The organism is Myxacorys almedinensis A (genome assembly GCF_010091945.1).
Classification (GTDB): domain Bacteria; phylum Cyanobacteriota; class Cyanobacteriia; order Leptolyngbyales; family Leptolyngbyaceae; genus Myxacorys; species Myxacorys almedinensis.
In genome coordinates, this window is record NZ_WVIE01000010.1 from 23607 (window position 1) to 44710 (window position 21104).

Sequence of the window (21104 nt, forward strand, 5' to 3'; positions counted from 1 at the left end):
GGTCTCTGGCGATGCAACGTTAGTTCAAATCGGGACACCCATCCCGGTATGGTGAGATAACTGGCAGGGTGAAAATTTCAATCTCTAGCCATGGCGCAGAGGGGTGAAAATCCCTCAAACGACGCTAGGCAGTAGTTATACGAGGGAAAATTACACCTCTATGGTTCAGAAATATTAAAGATGTCCGTATATCTATGGATGCTAAGTTACAGGTCTAAATATTCAAACCGAAAGCATCCTACATTTATAAGGTCTTCACATTTCTCATAGTGCCTGCAAGAAATGCAAAGCTAGGGTGAATTATGTCTCACAAGAGAGTATCAAATGCCCCTTAATGGATACAAGAATATTTCTTTCAACTGAGAATCAGTCTCGTGATAGATGACGGTAGAGACAACCCATGCGACCTAATCTATGTGATCTTTCTTATTGCTTGCACAGCACTGAATCTATATTCCTACTAGGTGTCTGCCAAGGTTGAGGGATGAAGCATTGTGAGGGTTATCATACCATCTGAGGCGCTAATTCAGTCTTTTGGTAGGGATCGGAAAGGCAGCTTTGTGTACTTGCAAATTTACCATGATATGGGTGTGCTGTGCTTGGGCGAAGTACGAAAGGGTGAACCTAGAGCGTTATCCGTTTCAAATCGCGCGATCGCAAGGCAAGTCCGAGTAAAATGATGGAGTCTAGAAAACTTCGATTCCCCAACGTTTGCTATGGTTGCGCTCTCGCCCGAACTTCAAATTCGCCTCTCCCAACCGTTGAAGATTGGGCACGTCGAGGTAAACAGCCGCGTGTTGCAATCTCCGTTATCTGGAGTGACAGACTTAGTATTTCGGCGGTTGGTGCGACGCTATGCCCCTGACTCGATGATGTATACCGAAATGGTTAATGCAACTGGTTTGCATTATGTTAAACAGCTTCCCATCATCATGGAAGTCGATCCCAATGAGCGCCCGATCAGCATTCAGCTATTTGATTGCCGTCCCGATTTTTTGGCTGAAGCGGCACAAAAAGCGGTTGCCGAAGGAGCCGATACGGTAGACATCAACATGGGCTGTCCGGTGAATAAAATCACCAAAAACGGAGGCGGCTCGTCATTGCTGCGCCAGCCTGAGTTAGCCGAAGAAATTGTGCGATCGGTGGTGAAAGCGGTCGAGGTTCCGGTCACGGTTAAAACCCGCATCGGCTGGACGGATAAAGAAATCAACATTCTCGACTTTGCGCGGCGCATGGAAGATGCAGGCGCAAAAATGATCACCGTGCATGGGCGGACTCGTGCCCAAGGCTATAACGGCTCTGCCAAGTGGGAATGGATTGCCAAAGTCAAAGAAATTCTCTCGATTCCAGTGATTGGAAATGGCGATATTTTCTCGGTCGAAGCGGCTGTGAAATGTTTAGAGCTAACCGGAGCCGATGGCATCATGTGTTCTCGGGGCACGTTGGGCTATCCATTTTTGGTGGGCGAGATTGATCACTTTCTGAAAACCGGGGAAGAAAAGCCGCCGCTAACGCCTGTTGAGCGGTTAGAGTGTGCCCGTGAGCATTTGCAAATGCTGTGGGAATATAAGGGCGATCGCGGCGTTCGGCAAGCGCGCAAACATATGACGTGGTATTCCAAAGGTTTTATGGGCGCGGCAGAGTTGCGCGGACAGTTGAGCGTGATTGAAAACGTTCATCAAGGGCTAGAGTTGATCGATGCAGCAATTGCTCGGCTCAATCAATCGGGTTGGCAAGACGTAGCAGAACCCGAACTCGTAGCACTATCCTAGCGTTCTGGTGGGTCTTGAGGCGTTTGCGGTAGCGTTACCGTTAGTGTTGTCCCTTGTTTCACTTTGCTTTCGATTTGGATTTGTCCGTGGTGATTTTCTACGATGGCTTGGGCGATCGCAAGTCCTAATCCCGATCCACCCGTTGCTTTTGTTCTGGCTGGGTCAACCCGGTAAAATCGATCGAATAACTTTGGCAATGTTTCTTCGGAAATTCCAATTCCAGTATCGGTAACTTTGACTTGTAAGGCAGAACCGTTAGAGCGCTTTAGACGGGTTAAAGCTAGCGAAACGTTTCCATGTTTGGGCGTATACTGCACTGCGTTGCTGATCAGATTTGTAAACAACCGAGATAGCTGATCGCGATCGCACTGCATCATCAGATCCTCATCGTCATCAAAGGTAAGGGAAAGCGCGATCGCTTTTTCATCAGCCGCCGTTTCTTGCTCTTCTAACACTTCTGCCAACAAATCACTCAAATCTGCCAAAGTCCAATACGGCTGAACAATACCGCTATCTTGTCTAGCGAGAAATAACAAATCATCTACTAGTTTCCCCAAGCGTCGTGTGAGACGTTCTACAACCTGTAGATGATGGCGTTGAGATTGCGGTTCGGGATGTGGATCAGCAAGGGCAACTTGAACATTGGTTTGAATGATCGCAATCGGGTTTCTCAACTCGTGGGAGGCGTCGGCGGTAAATTGTTTTAAGCGTTGATACGATTCTCGAATAGGTTGCATTGCCAGCCCTGAAAGAAACCACCCGATCGCAGCAACAATAGCAATCATCACGGTGGTTCCAATACTGAGATCGACCACGAGTTGACGGACTGGTTTTGTGACTTCAAACCAAGGATGACTGACGCGCAAATAGCCCAGCACTTGCCGACCGATTTCAACACGCCGCGTCACCTGCCGAAGGAGTTGCGTTGCAGAAACATGAACCGTTTCGCCCGTGCTGTTGACATGCAACGGCACAAAAAGCGGCTCTGCGAAGGTAGACCATAGCGTTTCTCCGGTGGGGCTAATCCATTCCAAATCAATGTGATCGTCTTCTAATGCGATCGCATTATCCCGAAAGCTTTCTTCAACATTGACGCGGAGGTGAGTTCCATCGGGTTGAATCACGAGTGATCGCTCCACCACTTCTATCACATGATCCAATGTGTCATCGATGCGTTCGATCAAGGTGCTGCGAACATAGAAATAAAATCCACTAGCAAAGACGAGCAGCAGAATTGCTGTAATGGTCGTGTACCACAGCGCAAGGCGGCGACGGGTCGTTTGAAACATCCGGGGTGGAATCAAGTCAGGGTCTAGTCTCTATTATTCCTTGAGATGGCAGGCTGATGCTATTTCAGACCGTTGGACTGCTATTTAGAGATTTTTTTACGCGGCACAGATTGGTTGATTACCGTCAATACTGCTTTGGCGATGCGGTCATTCACGGGGGGGATAAAATGTCCATCCCCAACAAAGTTACTGAGATTAGAGGCAGGCGCGATCGCATGGGTGCTGACGTAGGGAATCGCTTCAGTTCCCAGCCTAGGCAATAGGGCTTGAATCAGATGATCCTCGTACCCCTTGTCATTAAACACCAGCACAATGGGGAACTTACCATCTTGGCGCGCCGTTGCTGCAAAATCGCTCACCATCGCCTGAAGAATGCTCATCTCGGTGTCTGCAAAGCCTTCAGCCGTATGAAGGCTGTTGTCTAGATTATCGATATGCCGTTGCGCCCAAGCCCGCCGCACCAACCGCACGATCGCGGATTGATCGAGCCAATTTCTCTGAAATAAGAATGAACTGTAGGCGCGATCGCGGCTCTCTAGCTGCTTGACAAACTCGCTTTGCGGATCATGCAGCACGTTACGAAACTCAGCCAAACTGTGAACCTTCGGCTCGATCGCTTGCAACGTACCATTCTCCAACTCATAGCGAGGGTATGTGTACATCGATGGCACTTCAAACTGCCACGTCGCCGCACTCAGCGTTGGCATTGCTTTGATGCTAGACGCCAAAATGCCCAACATCACTACATCGGCACTGTGTCTGCCGCGATCTAGTTTATATGCCGTGTACGAATGATTCGGCGGAGCCGATGGCGCGTTAATTCGGCGAAACGCTAGGCGGGGATCAAGCTTCTCCATGGCTTCAGCAATTTGCTCGCTAAACGACATGCCGTACACCGCGATCAGCAAATTCTTGTTCGGTGGCAGCGTTGCCGGACTCCAAGTTTGCGGATCTAACCACCCCGCCTTGGCTAACACAGCACTGCTGCGATCGTCGGTGCCAATCATGCGTGCCAGTTTCCCTTCGATCGATCGCCCATATTCAAAATAGGTTTTCAACTGGCTAGGACGGGGCGCAAGCGGATCGGTGGGATAAGGAAAAATCCGATTAATCGCAACATCAAACAGCCCCAAAAAACACAGCGTCCACAGCCCAGTGATGATTACCGTTTGGAGCGGGGAGCGAGAAGGTTTTGAGGGCGTTGTTGAAGACTTGGCTTTAGAACTGAGAGTAGATGAACTGTGCAGGCGCATTGCTCTCCCCCATGATCAAAATTAAAATTAGCGTTGCATACAGGGCAGCCCGGAGGGGCGTTGGAAACCACAGTTTGAGTTTTAAGCTGTGCGTTAGATACTCCAAACATTCGTAGGCAACCCATACGGGAATGCCTAGCAGGGCAGAGAGGGGCGGTTTTGGCATACTTAAGCTCAGGTTGCCAAAATCCACAATCAGCAGCCGGGTAAAGGTGATGACTTGCTCTAGCGAGGTGGCTCGAAACAGCAGCCAGCCGTAGCACGTCAGCCCAAAAAAGAGCGCGATCGCTGGAGCCGATCCCAACAGGTTCCGAATGCTCACGGCTTCATTGGAGGGCGGGTCGATTTTGGAGACTGCCCGATAGCCACACAGCAAGGCTCCCTGATATCCTCCCCACAAAATAAAGTTCCAAGCGGCTCCGTGCCATAGCCCCCCCAGCAGCATCGTCAGCATCAAATTTCGGTAGGTTTTGAAGACCCCTTGCCGACTGCCGCCCAAGGGAATGTAGAGATAATCTCGGAGCCAGCTTGAGAGAGAAATGTGCCACCGCCCCCAAAATTCGCTGGGGGTTTTTGAAAAATAGGGCAGGTTAAAGTTGAGCATCAGTTCGATGCCAAACAGCTTTGAGACGCCGCGCCCAATGTCTGAATAGCCGGAAAAGTCGGCATAGATTTGCAGGGCATACAGCACGGTTGCCGCGACGATATCAAGCCAAGAAATTGCGCCAGTTGTGCCGTAGACAGCATTAACCGATGAGGCAACACCATCTGCGATCGCAACTTTTTTAAATAAGCCAAACAAAATCAGAAAAATGCCTTCGCTGGTTTGCTGAAAGCTGAGGTGGCGGCGGTGCGTGAGTTGCGGCAACAAATGAGTAGCTCGCTCGATGGGGCCTGCCAGCAACGGGGGAAAGTATGCCCAAAACAGCGCAAAATCCCAAAAATGGTGGGATGCCTGCATTCTGCCGCGATACACATCCACAATGTAGCTAATCGCCTTGAACGTGTAGAACGAAATTCCTAGGGGCAAAATCAGGTTCAGCGTGATCCGATCGGCGTCTAGCCCCAGCCATCTAAAGCCGTCTGCAACGCTCCCCGCAAAGAAGTTGGCGTACTTAAAAACGCCCAGAATCAGCAGATTTTTGACGATGCTAAGCACAAGAAAGAGCGTTCTGCGGCGCGATGCTTCTAATGCGACTGAGTAGGAGTAGAAAAGAGGTGCGATCGCAACTAGAAGCACCGTTGCGCCCAATACCCACCAACCTGCCCAAGTTGCGGGAAGTAAAGCTGCCCAGTTGATCGCCATCGCCAACGGTGACAGGCTCAATTGCACCGCTTGCCACTGCACGGTATTAAATGCGATCGCGGCTAAGAGCAGCACGGCGCTCATCAGACGGCGATTTGGCTTCGAGACCCAGCCCGATCCGATCATGGCTCCGCAAGCAAAGTCAATGACGGTAGAAAAAACAATTAAATAAAGAAACCTAATATCCCACCAAGCATAGAATGCATAACTTGCAACGAGTAAGAGAGTATTTTGCCCCCGCAGTGACAACACTCGATACAACAGATAAGTAGCGACTAGGAGAACAGCAAATTCAATGGAATTGAAAGACATTTTTCACTAACTCCATAATCTTTACTGCCCTTTACTGCCGCAATTTTGACGATTAGAGACCACTTGAACAAGCTGCGATCGCGCTTAGAAATGTGCCCCCTTAGCCACACACAACTAAGCGGCTATCCACCAACTAGCCAGCCCCCAAAGAAACATAGATTTGAAACCAAATAAACTAAATATTGAAACGAAGACTAAATGAGAACGCAACAAAATTTACATTGAAATTTCCATTGCTCGCCCCAAAAATTAGCTACCTGAGTAGTAAGTAACTAAGCGTTTGTGCTGTCTTTATCACATAGGATACGATGAGCTTGCAACCGTAGCTTTTCATAGTGGCTCAGATACTATTGACACCTTTTTTTGCATCAATACTTACTAGCCAGAAGCCTTTTCTTAACCCAAATCTAATTTTGGTCTCGACTACTCTATAAATGACTAACTCTATATTATCTCTAGCTAAAGATACATTTTAATAAGCTAATCTAGCCGTACTAAAAAAGCAATTGAAGTATGATTTTAGACAACAGGTAACTCTTACAATAGTGTTGAGTTTATAAAATTGTTTTTCTAAAAATTTTCATTGTTTATTGCTGAACAGATATGTGAAATATCAATGCAAATTCAGTAGATTTTTTATCTCAGTGCAAAGTATTGCCGTAGGTATCCTTTTTATCTTGATAGACTGACAAACGTTTGAAGCGACTCATCACCTTTGCCCTCTCCTACAGAAGCAGATTTAATGGCAGATATAGCAGACGTAAAGGTAACTACTCCCTAAATTGTGGAAGACTTCGTGGAAGACTTCGCCTCCTATGAACAATTCATCCGTTACATCCGTTACCCAATCTGCTGCCACCGCGTTTTTCTGACTAAACGTTCTCTACCTAAATAACAGATGAGCCGATCAGCTACCGTTCTTGCATCGACTGCGGATTAACTGCGGAATCCGTCTGATTTCTGTGTTGACCTTGCCAGTTGATTTTGCGAATTGATCTTGCGATCGCTCAGCTTGTCCGAACAAACTTTCGAGAAAGGCATGCCATCGAGCGCCAAGCCTCTCACCGAATTAAACAGAATTCTTAGAATACTGGAGAGGATTACCCGCTAAATGTCATAATAATTAACGGAGATTTTAAGATTGGCAGAGTAATCCCCTACGCCTATATTTCTGTTATGAGTACTGAAGCTGTTGATCCAAAGACTCTCGATCGCTACGAGTGTGCTGCTTGTGGCTACGACTATGAGCCTGTCAAAGGCGACGATCGGCGCAGAATCGCTTCTGGAACTGCGTTTGAGGATTTGCCCACAGACTGGAAGTGCCCGGTTTGTGGTGCGCCAAAATCCAGATTTTCGAGCATTGGTCCGGCGGGTGCCCCGTCCGGATTCAAGGAAAATTTGGGCTACGGTTTGGGCGTCAATACCCTCACCCCCGGACAAAAAAACATTCTCATTTTCGGCGGTTTAATCGCGGCATTCTTGCTATTTCTCGGCATGTACGGGATTCAATAAGCCTTCCAGCCGTCTGTATTGATGCTTGTACGAAAAACTTGTAAACCTTCTGATAGACAGAGATTAAGTAACGTGATGCACCGGATTGTGAAAGCTTGGAAACAAATCGTCATCTTAGTAGCAGTTGTCTTACTGACGACAGGTTGCAAGGTGTTTCTACCCGCCTTGAGCGTCAATCCGTGGCAAGTGATAGAGTTGCCCGTGCAAGAAAATATGTTGGGGATCAGCTTCACCAGCGATCCTCAGCATGGCTGGATCGTGGGCACAAATTCGGCATTGTTAGAAACCACCGATGGGGGCAAAACCTGGGCGCAAAAGGTACTGGATCTCGGAGAGCAGACCTATCGCCTGACCTCAGTCAGTTTTTCTGGCGATGAAGGCTGGATTGCGGGGCAACCGTCTCTGCTGCTGCACACCACCGATGGCGGCAAGTCGTGGGGGCGCGTCGCGTTGAGTGAAAAGCTCCCAGGAGCACCTGACCAAATTTCTGCCCTGGGAGACCAGATAGCGGAAATGTCTACTGATATCGGCGCGCTCTACCGCACGAGCGATGGCGGCAAAAATTGGAAAGCCCTCGTTTCTGACGCCTTTGGTGTAGTTCGCAGTATTGAGCGATCGCCAGATGGAAAATACGTCGCGGTGTCGGCGCGGGGTAATTTTTATTCGGTTTGGCAACCTGGCGACACAGAATGGCATCCCTACAATCGAAATAGCTCTCGCCGCTTGCAGAGTATGGGCTTTAGCCAAGATGGGCGGCTCTGGATGCTGGCTCGGGGCGGGCAGCTTCAATTTACCAGTTCCCCTGATCCAGAAGATTGGTTAGAGGCGCAAAATCCTGAATTTTCAACGAGTTGGGGGCTGTTGGACTTGGCGTATCGCACTGCGGATGAACTGTGGATCGCAGGCGGCAGCGGCAATCTTTTAGCAAGTTTTGATGGCGGTAAATCGTGGCAGAAAGATCGGGAAATTGAAGATGTTCCGGCGAACCTCTACAAGATTGTGTTCTTGAACCCTGACACAGGGTATGTGTTGGGTCAACGGGGCACGTTGTTGAAGTATCAAGGTGTGTCTAATGCAGCGTAATTGAGATAGAAATATCGAGCGACTGTAGCTCTGTTTTCTGACATCTGAATCGACGGGAATGAGCCAAAAAAACTAAATTTTAGAACCTCTGCTTGTGAGGTTTTCTTCAGTCCCGTATGATAGGTATTACAGCTTTTAATGTTGTTTGCGGAGGAATCTAGATGGCTGGTACTACTGGTGAGCGTCCCTTTGGTGACATTATTACGAGTGTTCGGTATTGGGTGATTCATAGCATCACTATTCCGGCGCTATTTATTGCAGGCTGGCTATTTGTCAGCACAGGTTTGGCGTATGACGTGTTTGGCACACCGCGCCCGAACGAATACTATCCGATGGCACGCCAAGAAGCAGCGCCGATTGTCACGAACCGTCAGGAAGCGAAGCAGCAGGTCGATCAATTTACATCTCAGGTTCGTAGCGGTAAGTAGTTATCTAATAGAAGAGTGAAAAACCAATGACGAGCGGAAATCCAAATCAACCCATTTCTTATCCCATTTTTACGGTGCGCTGGATCGCGGTTCATACGTTGGCAGTGCCCGCCATTTTCTTTTTAGGCGCGATCGCATCGATGCAATTTATTCAACGATAGGAGAAGCTTCTTATGGCTGGTATCAAAGGCTCGCCCAACCCCAACAAGCAGCCGGTTGAGCTAAACCGGACTTCGTTGTACCTGGGTTTGCTACTCATCTTTACGCTTGGAATTCTTTTTTCTAGTTACTTCTTTAACTAGTGAGAGAATGGTCTCAGTCCGGTTTGCCCGGATGTGATGTATTTACGGGTCTTGCTTGTTAGGAGAAACCATGATTAGTAACGGACGAATTCCCCTTTGGCTGGTAGCAACGGTTGCAGGGTTGGGCGTAATTGGCATTTTGGGACTGTTCTTCTACGGTTCTTATGCAGGAGTCGGCTCTTCGATGTAGAAGAAGCGCCGTTTAACTCAGAGTTTTAATAGAAGAAACCGCCTAGCTCTGTCAGCTAGGCGGTTTTTTAAGATGAGATTAGAAATTAGACGCCTGTGGGATCTTCGTGCTCAATGTAAAGAAATAGAAGCCCCATAACGACAACTGGCAGCAACCAAGTCACTACAGGAATCAGAATCCAGGGCAGATATGAAGCTGCATATGAACCTGTCATAAGAAAATTTCCTATTGATGATGAAATGACTCCAAGTGTGAATTTACCTAAGAAGGGGGACAGAAGATGAGAGTTCTTAGAATTCTTAACATTGTGGGAACAACATCAGGAGGGGCAACATCAGTCGTCGTCACCTAAGTCGAGGTCAGAGAAATTTGGCGGAGTGATGGAGAGGTTGAGAAGCGTTTTGTGGCTTTCTCGACGGGTGGTCATTTCCACCGCGATCGCGGCAATTTCAATTTCTACACTCCCTAAGGGAACGGTGAGGTCTACGATCGCGGCGACTTGTTCAAGCCCAGTGGGGGCAAATTCAGAGATCCAGCGAGAATGCTGAAGCACAACACGGCTCTGGCGATCGTGAATCCAAAGTTTGACGTAGATCTTCGGCACAATATCGGGCAGGGTGACGCGCACCGCCATCAAGTCTCCCCCGGTTAGCTGGCTTTTTAACACCTCTAAAACGGGCATCGGGACGGGCTGTTCGGCGGGCAGCAGAAACGGGTTATTGTCAGGGTGAAGCTCTACTAAAGAGGGTTTTTGGGCGAAGGAGAGCGTTAATTTGGCGAGGGGTAAGATGGGTTCACCATCTACCACGACCTCATCACTGTACGGCTCTTCTTCGATCAGAGGCAGGTCGGGTAAACCTGGGCTGGCTCGAAAGAGTGGCTCGGCGGCGGATGCTGCTGGGTCAGGCTCTGCCCTAACTATGTCTTCTAAGCCCTCAAACGGCTCGGAGGGCGATTTAGAGCCGGGTGAGCCTTCAGACCCAAGGCGATCTGGCTCAAGCGCTTTCGATAGGTCAGAAACGTTGGCGAAGAGCACCGATTCGCCGTCATCTGGCGCGGGGATGGGCGAGTTTGGCTCAGAGGCAAGCAGATTGAGGCGATCGAGAAACCGATCCTGAAGATTTAATGCTTGAAAAGTGGACTGGATCGGCGTGGACTGTTCTGAAGCGGGAGGCATCGCACTAGCTTGACTTGCGGGGTCGAGTCCGCTTGGCTCTACAGTCTCTCCAAAGGGGGCAACTTCTTCACCCTCCTCATTTAGAGAAGAAGATTCGTCTATGGGGTCTTTTAGGTTGGTAAGATCTACCGTTTGTGGCTCAGGTGGATCAAACAAGCTCAGTTGCTCGATGCCGGGATGATCAAACTCAAAATCTTCTAACGCAAACGGATTTCGCGCCCGTGGAGGGGCACTAGCGCTAGACGAAAAATTGGGTAAATCAAGCCCTTTGCGGCGTGGCTCTAGGGGCGCAGTAAAAAGCTGAGGCGGCAAAGACTGCTTGATATCGGATGCTAAACTCTCAAACTGAGGCGATCGCACCGGCTCAACCATGCTGAGAAAGGCAAGATCGAGCGACACTGGTTGCGGAGGGCAAAGCGGCGTGGATGGCAGATCTTCGGCAAGCCGACGCTGCTCTGCTACTTCGGCTGGCTGGATTACGTTCTTGGAGGCTTGGGCCGCACCGGAGGCAGCTTGCTGAGCGATCGCATCTAGCAACTCTTCAGCACCGGCGGTCAGCGTAAAGGGCTGGCTGGCTAGCACTCGATTTGCATTTCGCATCATGCCAAACGACTCACCCTCGTGATCGTAGGACATGTCATAAAGGGTGACTTCGCCTAAAATCAGTTGCGTTGTCAGTTCAGACGGCAACGTGACTTGATAGGTTAGCTCAGTGGGCAAGGCTTGGCTGGCGATCGCTTCTTGGGTTTCGAGCAGGGTTTCCCCGGTGCGAGGGTCACGCAGAACCACGTTGAGCAAGGCTGCAACCAGCATGGGCACGTCGTCTGTCTCTTCCTCGTCGGTGGGGGTGATGCGCCCAGTCAACACAAGGGTTTCGCCGCGACGGGCGATGTAGGTGCTTTGAGCCAGGTCAATCTGTAACGGAGGCAGAGCCGTAATGCTGGGGACAGGAGCCTCCACGCGATCGCGACTGACCGTAAGTTCATCCGGCGAAAGCCCGTATTCGTGCAAAATTTCGTCGGCAATCTGCTGAGACATCAGTTCTGCATTCTCAAGCCACTGCTCTACTGAGGCAAACTCAGCTTGGGCGATGACGTCAGCGGGGGGCATTTGCGCGATCGCGCCCTCATCTTCAGAACCTTCGGGGTCGGCAGCAGCGAGCGGCAGGGCTGCATTCACCTCCGGTTCAACCTCCTCCGGTGCAGCCGCCATCAACCGTTCAACTTCAGCGATTTCGCTTAACGCTGGCGATAAAGTTTCTGCATCGCCTGGAGAACCCTGCACAATTGGCTCTGATAGATTCTGTCGAGTTGGGTCTGAGGCAAGTTCTGCCGTTTCTTCAGCCGTTTCTAGAAAAGAGAGGGGTTCAAACTCGATGCTTTCTTCTGAGTAGGGCAGGGGTTCAAATCCGGCAAATGCTTCAGCAGCATAGGATGCAGGGGCAGCAGAAGCAGAGGCTGTCGTAATGTCTTCGGCTTCAGATTCAGCAGAGTGCTCTTCACCCCCAGTAGCCCTTGAAAATGCTCCCAGATCCGAGCCATTGTCAGCTTGCCAGTCTGCATTCCAATCGTCTGTACTATCGTCGTCGGATTGGCAAGATAGCACATGCAGCCTGACGGTGTGCTGCCAGCGATCGCCCATCAAATCTACCAACAGATCAGTACTTGCACAGACGATCTCCCACGAGCCAGGGCTGAGTGTGGTATACGGAATCACCACCAACAGACCATTTTGGTTGGTTTGCTGAGTGCGTTGTTGGGTGCGCCGCTTGGGCGGATCGCTCCCCAAATCTTCATGAGCAATCTGCACTTCGACCACCGAATTTCGGTAGCGCGATCGCGCCATGATCCGATATCGACCTTCTAAAATCTCCGCATCAGGAGCGTCGAGCGGCAACCACGAGCGATCGCCTTCTTGCTGTAACAGAAATTCCCATTCTGCTGTCTCAGGCATGGCTAAGGAGCTTCTCACCGAAATTTGTAGTTCTAAGGGTAGACCAAGTTCAACGATTTGACTACGGATTGCACAAAGTTACCAATGTTTCCTGTATCTTTTGCGTTCTAGATAGTTCAGCGTTAACCCTGAGAAGGCATTCTACAGGGTAATACCAAATTAATCTGTAAATGCTACAGATGTGCGACCTCCCCCAACCCCTCTTTAGTAAAGCGGGGAGCCGGAAAGTCCCGTCTGACCAAAGGGGGATGCCGTAGGCAGGGGGGTCGAGGATCTGTCGCCCTGAAAAATCAATTGGGTAGACCGACCCACGAAAAAGAGCCTGAATGGTTTTAGCAATCAGGCTCAAACATCAAGATTGAATTTACGAACGTTATGCACAATGGGTCTAGTTGACGCCGCCACGCATAATCGAGTCAATAACTGGCAGATTGGTTAACAGCAGGTAAGCGACAAACGCGCCACCCATTGCGCCGATGAAAAACCCGCCAGAAAATTGGCTCCACCCTTCAGCAGTTTGAAGCGAGTCTTTAGACGTTGCCTCGTGATCGAAGGTGACGAGTCCGTAAGAGGAGAGGCAAACCGTTGCGATCAAAATCAGAGCGATCGCAGAAATTAATCCGCCTAATGCCGCCTGATTAGAATCGCGCAAGGGCCCGAAGACCGTCCACGGACCAACGAGGAAGTAGCCGTGGGCCATTCCAATTTCTAGACCGCGTAATAGGGGAGAAAGACCTCTGCGATAGGCTGGCAAGTTGCCAATAAACGCACGGGTAAAGGCAGAATCGTTGATAGGTGTGGAGAGATTTCCCACAAAGGGATCTCCGTTGTAAGGCTTAACGACTTGTTCAGTCATATTTTTAATATTTCCTAATGATTCTGAGAAGAACAAAAAGAATTCAAGAGTATTGTAAGGAGATAAAGGGAGAGACTATAACAAACCCTTCAGAAAAGTTCACTCTGTAACAAAGGGTAAAGCAGGAGTGAAGCTCAGCCGAAAATGACCCGATCAGCCCCTCTGGGTCAGCGAAAATTCTCAAGAGCATCATGCTGCTCAGGTCGATCGCTGGGTTAGCTGCTGCCGTAGTTGCTGGGGGTTGGCGAGGAGATCTGCCTGTGCGATCGCGCTTTGTTCCCCACTGTTGAGCCACTTTAGTTGCACCGTTTTGCTCTCGGCTTCGGCATCGCCCAAAATCAGGCAGGCGGTTGCCCCACTGCGATCAGCGCGTTTAAACTGCTTTCCAAAGGCGCTGCGGCTCAAATCGAGTTCGGTTTTAAAGCCAGCTTGCCGCAGCGATTGAGCCAGTTTCAACGCTTGCGCTTCTGCCGCTTCGCCTCTAGAAACCACATAAAAATCAACAGAGGACGGAGGTGAAGCCTGAAGGTGCTGAAGCAGAATAACCAACCGTTCTAAGCCCATCGCCCACCCGATCGCAGGAGTTTCTGGGCCGCCTAGCTGAGGGATCAGCCCGTCATAGCGCCCTCCTGCACACACCGTAGCTTGTGCGCCCAGATCCGCAGACTGAATCTCAAACACGGTGTGGGTGTAGTAATCCAAGCCGCGCACGAGGCGAGAATTGAGGGTAGATGAGATGCCCAAATCTGCTAGAAGGGCTAGAAGGGCGTCAAATCGCGTTTGGGAAGCAGGGCTGAGATACTCCAAAATGCTGGGTGCGTTGCCGAGAATGGCTTGGGTGTTGGCATCTTTGCTATCTAAAATTCTGAGCGGATTGCGCGTGAGCCGGGTTTGCGAGTCGGGATCAAGCTGTTCTTTGAAGGGCGTCAGGTACGCAACAAGGGCTTCTCGGTAGTGCTGACGATCGCTGGCGTCTCCGATCGAGTTGAGGTGCAGCGAGAGATCTTTTAAGCCAATGGTTTGCAGAATTTGGGTTGCGATCGCAATCACTTCGGCATCGGCTCTGCCATCACTACTGCCCAGCAGTTCCACCCCTAGCTGATGAAATTGGCGCTGCCGCCCCGCCTGCGGACGCTCGTAGCGAAACATCGCTCCGGTATACCACAACCGCTGCACTCCTCCTTGGGCGTGCAACCCATGCTCGATATACGATCGCACCACACCCGCCGTTCCTTCTGGGCGCAACGTGAGGGAGCGATCGCCGCGATCGTTGAACGTGTACATTTCCTTGCCCACAACATCGGTTGCCTCGCCGATGCCTCGCTCAAACAAGCTGGTCTGCTCAAATATGGGGGTGCGAATTTCTTGATATGCCGCACAGCCTAAAATCTGTCGAGCCACCGACTCGATCATCTGCCAATTGCCAATCTCACTGGGCAAAATATCCCGCGTTCCCCGAATTGCTTGAATTGAAGTCATTGCCCTTTTGAGATGTCAATAGTTTAGGTGGACTAGTTTAGGTAGACTGGCGCTCCCATGGGCCAAAGCGATCGCTATAGTATGCCAAAATTTTCTCAACCTGCGTAGACGCCTCAGATGCCGGATCGGCAATTTCAATCTCTAAACCACCAACCTGGCTTTGAGTGTAGGCAAAGGTGTTAGAGGTTTGAGGTAGAACATCGGTTGCTACGCCATCGATCTGGGACAGATGGGCGGCAACCTCTCGATACACCGCTAGGGGGAGTTGATCATTGCAAACAAAGTATTTCAACACTTGAACCTCTTGCCGTGTCGTGCTAGGTGGGGCAGGAACTCAATCGATAGGCACCAGATCGATCGGGACTGAACTTAGCATCAGTACGATCCCATAATCAAGCCTACGAATTAGACCGAGCGTTAGGAAGAGACTTTCTTTTGATTAGCATCATAGGGCGGCAACACGCAGCAATTGACCTCATCAATGCAGACTTTGCCCCACTGCAACGCCCATCGCACTAGTGCCACCCGATTATCAGTATCGGTTTTGGTCAGAATATTACTGATGTGATTATCCACCGTTCGCTTACTAATTTCCAAGGTTTCAGCGATTTCTAAATTGGTAAACCCTGTTGCTACTAGCTCAATGACCTGAAGTTCTCGCTCTGACAATGGCGATTGAGCCTGCGATGATGACGTTTGAGACTCATTTTCTGCCATGATCGATCATCCTGCTGTGTATATCTACTTATTCCCTTCTCAATTCTAGGTGGATCTGGGGAAAGCGCAATCCCCCACCCAATGCTCAATTGGGCAAAGGAGCGCGGAGGCACCACGCTAACCCAGTAAAATTAAGGACGGTCTGCACTGGCATACAGTCTAATCAGGTCTGGTGAACCGGGTTGGGGGCAGGTGAAGAGAGGGAAATCGATGGCGCGATCGCACACGCGGGATAACATAGAAAGGAGGCAAGTGCTGGCTTTGGCAGAATGTTAAGCTAATTCGCATTGCCCATCCTCCAATTCTCACCGTCTGTGGATTAGTGCCCGTGGGTGAGCAGCCGTGTCTAACTGTCAGTGCGTAAGTGTCAGTGCCTAAGTGTCCATGCAAAACGATCCGCCTATTCTCCAATGTCCTAACTACTTTTGTCAGACGCTCAATGCAGAGAGCCAGCACATCTGCTCAAACTGCCAGACGCCTCTGCCAAAGCGGTATCTCTGGGCAGTGGGCGTTGGGTTAGAGGCATATCGACCGGGCGATCTGATCGGCGATCGCTATCGTCTAAAAAGTCGAAGAATTTTGCTAGATACGCAACCGGGGCTTCCGCCCGATGCCCCCCTCGACATTACCCCCAGCCTAGAGGCTTATTTGCGGCTAATTCCTCACCGACTTCACGTTCCGCAAATCTACAGCTACATTGAGTCAAACACCGTTGCTGTGGTGCTGTTAGAGCAGGCTCCCATTTATCCAAACGGGGCACGCTCTAGCCGAGGTGAGGATCTAGCCGCAACGCTAATGCCTGACCTGCTCAGCCAGTGGACAGCAGGTTTTGCGCTGCGGCAGCTAAATTGGCTCTGGCAAATTGCTCAGCTTTGGCAACCCCTAAGCCTGGAAAAGGTAGCTTCAACCTTATTAACGCCAGACCTGTTGCGGGTAGATGGGGGGCTAGTGCGATCGCTAGAACTCGCCCACGACGCTCAGCCGCCAACCCTTGCCCAGCTAGGGCATTTGTGGAGCCAGTGGCAGCCCAGTGCCCATCCTGCGATCGCCGACTTTTTAAACGACCTTTGCTACAACCTGGCTCAAGAGCAGATCAAAGCGCCCGAACACCTAGTCTCGGTACTAGATCAGGCGCTAGCGGATGCCGCAAAAGGGCACGATCGCCAAATTCACATCGCCACCGCCACAGACCAAGGACCGAGCCGCCAAACCAACGAAGACGCCTGTTACCCCGCCCAAGGTGCCAACTTTGCCACATCAACCGACGCAACGCCGCTGCCAGTGGTGATTGTGTGTGATGGCATCGGTGGACATGAAGGCGGCGAGGTTGCCTCAGACCTGGCGATCGCCACCATTACCGAGGCAGTCGAAAAAAATGCCGACCGCGCCATGGATGCCGCCAGCCTTACCCATGTGCTAGATGAAGCCGTCTGCGAGGCAAACAACGAGATCAGCCAGCAAAATGACGTTGAACACCGACAAGAACGCCAGCGCATGGGGACAACCGTTGTGCTAGGGCTAGCCCACGCCCATGAGGTTTACCTTGCCCATGTGGGAGATAGCCGCGCCTATCGCGTTACACGCACAGGCTGCTACCAGGTCACCTTAGATGATGATGTCGCCTCGCGCGAAGTGCGGCTCGGCTACACTCTCTACCGCGCAGCACTTCAGCATCCTGCCTCTGGCTCCCTGGTGCAAGCCCTCGGCATGGGCAGTTCCACCTATCTGCACCCCACCGTGCAGCGTTTTGTGTTGGATGAAGACTGCGTATTTTTGCTGTGTTCCGATGGGCTGAGCGACAACGATCGCATCGAAGAATGCTGGGCAAGAGAGCTTGCCCCCCTGGTAGACGGCACGGATTTGGCAGTAGCAGCCCGGAGACTGGTCGAGATTGCCAACACCCGCAACGGACACGATAATGTCACGATCGGGCTGCTGCGGTTTCAGATTCGTCAGGGGCAAGGGTCGCCGCCTCTGGCAATGGCAACCACTCAGCCGAGCGCTGCTCCCAGGACGGCTCCTACCGCAGACTCGGTACCTCACCCCTCGCGAGTGAAAACTCAGATCGTTGTGCCGGTTGAGTCGTCCCATTCAGGGCGGTGGCTCACCCCGATTTTCACCCTGCTGGGGTTGCTCGGACTCGGCGGAGTCTTAGCATTTCTATTGATTCCTGAGCTACGCCGAGCCGCGATGCCACCGCCGCCCTCACCCACCGCTTCGCCACCGCCGACGATCGCACCCGAAGCCCCTCCCTCCCCTAACCTTCGACTCGCCTCAGGATCACTGCTGCAACTCGAACGCGATCCGGCAAGCCCAAGGCTGCCCCTCTTACGCAACCCCGAACAGCCGATCGATCTATCGGCGCAACGGATTGTCGGGCAGATGCCATCGGGGAGCGTCCTGCAAGTTGTGGGGCAGCGCACTGTGCAAGGGCAACGCTGGATCGCGCTGAAAGTGTGTTCGGTGCCGCCGACCGCTGGGGTTGGGTTTGCGATCGCGGGGCAAACCGGGTGGCAGCAAGAACGCGCGATCGCGCCGTTTGTTAACCAAAGCCTCAGCCTCCAGCCCAATCAGCTAGGCGCGTGTGCCCCTGCATCTCCCAGCCCTACCCCCTCACCTACCCCCTCTGCGGCACAATCTCCTATCCCCAATCGATAACTGAATCCACCATCAAGAGTGCGTTTCTAGGGTGCCTAGCCTTTAAGATTGAGTTTGGGAACCATCCTTTTTAATCTCTGTAACGAATTAATGGCTCTGTTGGACATTCCCTGCTTAAGTTTAGCGATCGGGCGATTGCGGGCAACCCAAGCGCCGCACTTCGCCATTCATGTGATCCAAGCGCCCTACCGAGCGGGGTATGTTTTACACGACTCGATCTGGTCAGACGACCTGGCACAGCTTTGGTGGTCATGGCAAGAACTCTTTTCAGCGCGGGGGTTGCCCGATGTTCCCCATGTGTCGCAAGCCCGCCCCCCTGTGCTGATCGAGCCGCCGTTAGGGCAGCCCGTTTCTCGCGGGGCGCGGCTGATGCAAACGTTGGGGGTTGCCCTCTGGCAGTGGTTATTTGAGGGGGCAATTCAGAGTAGCCTCGATCAGAGCCAAGGAATCGCCATTGGGCAGGGCAAGCCGCTCCGCATTCGGCTAGATGTCCGAGATCCCGGTCTAATTGAGATTCCGTGGGAAATTATGCAGAGCGATGCTGGCAAACAAGCCGTGTCGCTGAGTCAGCAGCTTCTGTTTAGCCGTACCACTAGCGACGTAGATGCCCTGCCCCTGCTCCGCTCTGAGCAAAGTTTGACCATTCTTTTGGTGCTTGGTCAAGATGCCGCACCGGGGACAGGATCTAATGTTGCGCCGTCAGATGGAACTCAAAATGCAGCGCTCAACCGGCTGCGGCTTGAACAAGAAGCGATCGCACTCACCCGAATTCTTAAGTCTCCAGAGCCACGAGGGGAGACTGGGCGACGGAGTGCCCCCTGTCGGGTTGATACCCTATTGCAGCCAACCCCGGCAGAATTGACCGAAGCGATCGAAACAAAGCGCTACAACGTTCTGTTCTATGCGGGGCACGGGGTTCCGGCTCCGGATGGGGGCATGTTGTTCTTGCGCCCCGATCTCCCCATGAACGGCACAGAGCTTGCCCAAGTTTTGACGCGCTGCCAGGTCAAGCTAGCGGTGTTTAATGCCTGCTGGGGTGCTCAATCTGATCGGCAAGGCTATCAGGCGATCCCGCGTAGCAGTTTGGCAGAAGTGCTGCTGCACCACGGAGTGCCTGCCGTTTTAGCCATGCGAGATTCGATCACCGACGAAGAAGCGCTGAGCTTTATTGAGGTTTTTGCTCAAGCTCTGGCGCAACGAATGCCGATTGACCAAGCCGTTGCGGTTGCTCGTCAACATTTACTAACGTTGTTTCGGTTTAACCACCAAGCCTGGACGCTGCCCGTGCTGTATATGCACCCAGAGTTTGATGGAGAATTGCTCAAGCCGCTAGATGAAAGCTTGACTCAAATTCCGCGCACGCCTAGCCAACTTGGGCAACCTACCCCGATCGCGGCTCTGCGATCGCTCGACACGTCTAGGGTATGGCAGATCCGGGGAGGCTTGATGCGAGTCGGCATGAGTACCGAAAATGATGTCGTTTTAACGAGCGAACCGGGCGTCTCTCGCAAACACGCCGAGATTTTCTATCGCAGCGTTGTAGAAGGAGCAAACCAACCGACGTACTTTCTTCGCGATTTTTCTCGGTATGGCACCTGGGTCACGGTGGCAGGGGATTGGCAAAAAGTTCATCATCAGGAAGTATGTTTGCAGCCCGGAGCGCAGCTAAAATTTGGGGGGTCTCAAAATTCGGTTTTAGAATTTTCGGTTATGCTATCGGATGCGCCGTAAGGTGTAATGGGCGAAGCATTAAGACTGGGCAAAGCCCCAAGCTCCAAGAATCTATGGAGGACATTGCAGAAACTGTCCTATGGTTGGGTGATTTAACGGAAATTATGGGATCGGTTACGGAATTGGCAACGGGCAGTCTGTAGCTCTAGAAAGCAAACCTAGTTAATTCGTGGATGCGGGATTCATCAGCTATGAGTAAGGAAGCAAGTCGTTCTAATCGCCCGACACAAGTGGAGCAAGATCTTTTAAATGCCTTGCTCAAGGCAGAAGGTGTGATTGTGAACGGGGATGAGTTTGAACTGTTAGATGAGCCACAGAGCAACATTACTTATCCGTGGAACCCCGCCGATCCAGCGTCGGAAGCCTTTTTTAACCAATTAGAGCAAGACCTGGTGCTAGCGTTGTCTGATTCAGAAGTAGCTGAGCGATCGCAGGCATTTTCCCGTCATATCGATCAGCTTTTCTCCGCAACCAGTTTACAAACGTCGCTAGCCCACAAGTTTGCCAACGTGCCGCAAGAGCTATTGAACGCCATTGCACGGCAGGCTCAGCAGGTGGCTCAAACCACTACCACGCTGGCAGATCAGCTAGTGCAATGTGTGCAAGACGTGCTGCCTCAGTGGGCAGAAGACGATTTGCGGGTGCTCGCGCGTCCGCTTGCTTACGCGATGCGCGGGGATGAGGCGGCGAGTAGCCTGCCTTCGGCAACGTGGGACGATCTCTCTGAAACGGAGCAAGCTCGGATGAGTTTAGCGATCGCACGCTATGCCATCGATCTTGAAGCTGGGAAAAAGTAAGCTGGCAATTCACCCAATTTTACCCTTGCCCCTAGTCCTGCCATTAAAGGCTAGGGGAACGCAACATAGGTTGTTTTCTAACGTGGAAGCCGCAAGTTAAACCCCAAGTTAAACAATGAGTTTCGTAACGTGGATTACTTAAGAAGGTATGGTCGCTGCGTTAAATTAGCTGAGATGTTCTGCAACCCAAAAATTACTCTCAATATCAATGTCAATTGAAATCAATGTCAATTGAGCAAAATACAGCGCTCGTCTTAGAGGTTACTCTAGAGGAAGGACAGAACCCATA

Annotated in this window: 19 protein-coding genes; 10 read left to right on the forward strand and 9 right to left on the reverse strand. The window is 51.3% G+C overall.

Going from position 1 to position 21104, the window contains the following annotated elements; all coding sequences use genetic code 11:
• Window positions 1-716: 716 nt before the first annotated feature.
• Window positions 717-1772: a tRNA dihydrouridine synthase DusB gene (dusB, locus tag GS601_RS10275; protein ID WP_162423194.1), complete on the forward strand. Its 1056-nt coding sequence runs from the start codon at window positions 717-719 to the stop codon at window positions 1770-1772.
• Here dusB and GS601_RS10280 read toward each other — a convergent pair.
• From GS601_RS10280 to GS601_RS10290, 3 genes are all read right to left on the reverse strand, one after another.
• Window positions 1769-3061, reverse strand: a complete 1293-nt coding sequence (locus tag GS601_RS10280) for a sensor histidine kinase (RefSeq protein ID WP_162423195.1) — start codon at window positions 3059-3061, stop codon at window positions 1769-1771. The genes dusB and GS601_RS10280 overlap by 4 nt on opposite strands.
• An 80-nt stretch (window positions 3062-3141) precedes the next feature.
• Window positions 3142-4314, reverse strand: a complete 1173-nt coding sequence (locus GS601_RS10285; protein WP_162423196.1) for a hypothetical protein — start codon at window positions 4312-4314, stop codon at window positions 3142-3144.
• Window positions 4280-5932 (reverse strand): MBOAT family O-acyltransferase, encoded by a 1653-nt coding sequence (locus GS601_RS10290; RefSeq protein WP_162423197.1) that lies wholly within the window; start codon window positions 5930-5932, stop codon window positions 4280-4282. The genes GS601_RS10285 and GS601_RS10290 overlap by 35 nt, the downstream gene beginning before the upstream one ends.
• A gap of 1176 nt (window positions 5933-7108) precedes the next feature.
• Here GS601_RS10290 and GS601_RS10295 point away from each other — a divergent pair.
• The 6 genes from GS601_RS10295 to GS601_RS10320 all read left to right on the forward strand — a co-directional run bounded on the left by GS601_RS10295 (window position 7109) and on the right by GS601_RS10320 (window position 9447).
• On the forward strand, window positions 7109-7444 hold the full coding sequence (locus GS601_RS10295; protein ID WP_162423198.1) for a rubredoxin: 336 nt from the start codon (window positions 7109-7111) through the stop codon (window positions 7442-7444).
• 75 nt (window positions 7445-7519) lie between these two features.
• A complete protein-coding gene (locus GS601_RS10300; RefSeq protein WP_162423317.1) occupies window positions 7520-8527 on the forward strand; it encodes a photosynthesis system II assembly factor Ycf48 in 1008 nt (335 codons plus the stop codon).
• Window positions 8528-8688: 161 nt separating this feature from the next.
• Window positions 8689-8955, forward strand: coding sequence for a cytochrome b559 subunit alpha (gene psbE, locus GS601_RS10305; protein ID WP_162423199.1), 267 nt, complete (start codon window positions 8689-8691; stop codon window positions 8953-8955).
• 26 nt (window positions 8956-8981) lie between these two features.
• The gene (gene psbF, locus GS601_RS10310) at window positions 8982-9116 is read left to right on the forward strand and encodes a cytochrome b559 subunit beta (protein ID WP_162423200.1); all 135 of its coding nucleotides are present in this window, start codon (window positions 8982-8984) and stop codon (window positions 9114-9116) included.
• A 12-nt stretch (window positions 9117-9128) separates the two neighbouring features.
• Entirely contained in the window at window positions 9129-9257 is a 129-nt protein-coding gene (locus GS601_RS10315) for a photosystem II reaction center protein PsbL (protein ID WP_071837159.1), read from the forward strand.
• 70 nt (window positions 9258-9327) lie between these two features.
• Window positions 9328-9447 carry a photosystem II reaction center protein J gene (locus GS601_RS10320; protein WP_162423201.1) on the forward strand — a complete coding sequence of 40 codons (120 nt, stop codon included), beginning with the start codon at window positions 9328-9330 and terminating at the stop codon, window positions 9445-9447.
• Between the two features lie 85 nt (window positions 9448-9532).
• Here the strand turns inward: GS601_RS10320 and GS601_RS10325 are convergent, their stop codons facing one another.
• The 6 genes from GS601_RS10325 to pedR all read right to left on the reverse strand — a co-directional run bounded on the left by GS601_RS10325 (window position 9533) and on the right by pedR (window position 15629).
• Window positions 9533-9661 carry a photosystem I reaction center subunit VIII gene (locus tag GS601_RS10325; protein ID WP_162423202.1) on the reverse strand — a complete coding sequence of 43 codons (129 nt, stop codon included), beginning with the start codon at window positions 9659-9661 and terminating at the stop codon, window positions 9533-9535.
• Window positions 9662-9781: 120 nt separating this feature from the next.
• Window positions 9782-12577, reverse strand: coding sequence for a hypothetical protein (locus tag GS601_RS10330; RefSeq protein WP_162423203.1), 2796 nt, complete (start codon window positions 12575-12577; stop codon window positions 9782-9784).
• A gap of 388 nt (window positions 12578-12965) precedes the next feature.
• Window positions 12966-13433 carry a photosystem I reaction center protein subunit XI gene (locus GS601_RS10335; protein WP_162423204.1) on the reverse strand — a complete coding sequence of 156 codons (468 nt, stop codon included), beginning with the start codon at window positions 13431-13433 and terminating at the stop codon, window positions 12966-12968.
• A 198-nt stretch (window positions 13434-13631) separates the two neighbouring features.
• Window positions 13632-14912, reverse strand: coding sequence for a histidine--tRNA ligase (gene hisS / locus GS601_RS10340; protein ID WP_162423205.1), 1281 nt, complete (start codon window positions 14910-14912; stop codon window positions 13632-13634).
• Window positions 14913-14949: 37 nt separating this feature from the next.
• The gene (locus GS601_RS10345) at window positions 14950-15207 is read right to left on the reverse strand and encodes a hypothetical protein (RefSeq protein ID WP_338017010.1); all 258 of its coding nucleotides are present in this window, start codon (window positions 15205-15207) and stop codon (window positions 14950-14952) included.
• Window positions 15208-15329: 122 nt separating this feature from the next.
• A complete protein-coding gene (pedR, locus tag GS601_RS10350) occupies window positions 15330-15629 on the reverse strand; it encodes a photosynthetic electron transport-dependent transcriptional regulator PedR (RefSeq protein WP_162423206.1) in 300 nt (99 codons plus the stop codon).
• Window positions 15630-16013: 384 nt separating this feature from the next.
• Here pedR and GS601_RS10355 point away from each other — a divergent pair, with 384 nt between their 5' ends.
• The 3 genes from GS601_RS10355 (at window position 16014) to GS601_RS10365 (ending at window position 20815) form a co-directional block, all read left to right on the forward strand.
• Window positions 16014-18287, forward strand: coding sequence for a PP2C family protein-serine/threonine phosphatase (locus GS601_RS10355; protein ID WP_162423207.1), 2274 nt, complete (start codon window positions 16014-16016; stop codon window positions 18285-18287).
• Between the two features lie 90 nt (window positions 18288-18377).
• Window positions 18378-20018 carry a CHAT domain-containing protein gene (locus tag GS601_RS10360; protein ID WP_162423208.1) on the forward strand — a complete coding sequence of 547 codons (1641 nt, stop codon included), beginning with the start codon at window positions 18378-18380 and terminating at the stop codon, window positions 20016-20018.
• Between the two features lie 191 nt (window positions 20019-20209).
• Complete coding sequence (locus GS601_RS10365; RefSeq protein ID WP_162423209.1) at window positions 20210-20815, forward strand: hypothetical protein; 606 nt, start codon at window positions 20210-20212, stop codon at window positions 20813-20815.
• The last annotated feature ends 289 nt before the right edge of the window (window positions 20816-21104 follow it).

What these genes read in the sequence shown, in the direction of transcription:
- dusB (WP_162423194.1), top strand. Translation starts at nt 717, where the DNA reads ATGGTTGCGCTCTCGCCCGAACTTCAAATTCGCCTCTCCCAACCGTTG.
- GS601_RS10280 (WP_162423195.1), bottom strand. Translation starts at nt 3,061, where the DNA reads ATGTTTCAAACGACCCGTCGCCGCCTTGCGCTGTGGTACACGACCATT.
- GS601_RS10285 (WP_162423196.1), bottom strand. Translation starts at nt 4,314, where the DNA reads ATGCGCCTGCACAGTTCATCTACTCTCAGTTCTAAAGCCAAGTCTTCA.
- GS601_RS10290 (WP_162423197.1), bottom strand. Translation starts at nt 5,932, where the DNA reads ATGTCTTTCAATTCCATTGAATTTGCTGTTCTCCTAGTCGCTACTTAT.
- GS601_RS10295 (WP_162423198.1), top strand. Translation starts at nt 7,109, where the DNA reads ATGAGTACTGAAGCTGTTGATCCAAAGACTCTCGATCGCTACGAGTGT.
- GS601_RS10300 (WP_162423317.1), top strand. Translation starts at nt 7,520, where the DNA reads ATGCACCGGATTGTGAAAGCTTGGAAACAAATCGTCATCTTAGTAGCA.
- psbE (WP_162423199.1), top strand. Translation starts at nt 8,689, where the DNA reads ATGGCTGGTACTACTGGTGAGCGTCCCTTTGGTGACATTATTACGAGT.
- psbF (WP_162423200.1), top strand. Translation starts at nt 8,982, where the DNA reads ATGACGAGCGGAAATCCAAATCAACCCATTTCTTATCCCATTTTTACG.
- GS601_RS10315 (WP_071837159.1), top strand. Translation starts at nt 9,129, where the DNA reads ATGGCTGGTATCAAAGGCTCGCCCAACCCCAACAAGCAGCCGGTTGAG.
- GS601_RS10320 (WP_162423201.1), top strand. Translation starts at nt 9,328, where the DNA reads ATGATTAGTAACGGACGAATTCCCCTTTGGCTGGTAGCAACGGTTGCA.
- GS601_RS10325 (WP_162423202.1), bottom strand. Translation starts at nt 9,661, where the DNA reads ATGACAGGTTCATATGCAGCTTCATATCTGCCCTGGATTCTGATTCCT.
- GS601_RS10330 (WP_162423203.1), bottom strand. Translation starts at nt 12,577, where the DNA reads ATGCCTGAGACAGCAGAATGGGAATTTCTGTTACAGCAAGAAGGCGAT.
- GS601_RS10335 (WP_162423204.1), bottom strand. Translation starts at nt 13,433, where the DNA reads ATGACTGAACAAGTCGTTAAGCCTTACAACGGAGATCCCTTTGTGGGA.
- hisS (WP_162423205.1), bottom strand. Translation starts at nt 14,912, where the DNA reads ATGACTTCAATTCAAGCAATTCGGGGAACGCGGGATATTTTGCCCAGT.
- pedR (WP_162423206.1), bottom strand. Translation starts at nt 15,629, where the DNA reads ATGGCAGAAAATGAGTCTCAAACGTCATCATCGCAGGCTCAATCGCCA.
- GS601_RS10355 (WP_162423207.1), top strand. Translation starts at nt 16,014, where the DNA reads ATGCAAAACGATCCGCCTATTCTCCAATGTCCTAACTACTTTTGTCAG.
- GS601_RS10360 (WP_162423208.1), top strand. Translation starts at nt 18,378, where the DNA reads ATGGCTCTGTTGGACATTCCCTGCTTAAGTTTAGCGATCGGGCGATTG.
- GS601_RS10365 (WP_162423209.1), top strand. Translation starts at nt 20,210, where the DNA reads ATGAGTAAGGAAGCAAGTCGTTCTAATCGCCCGACACAAGTGGAGCAA.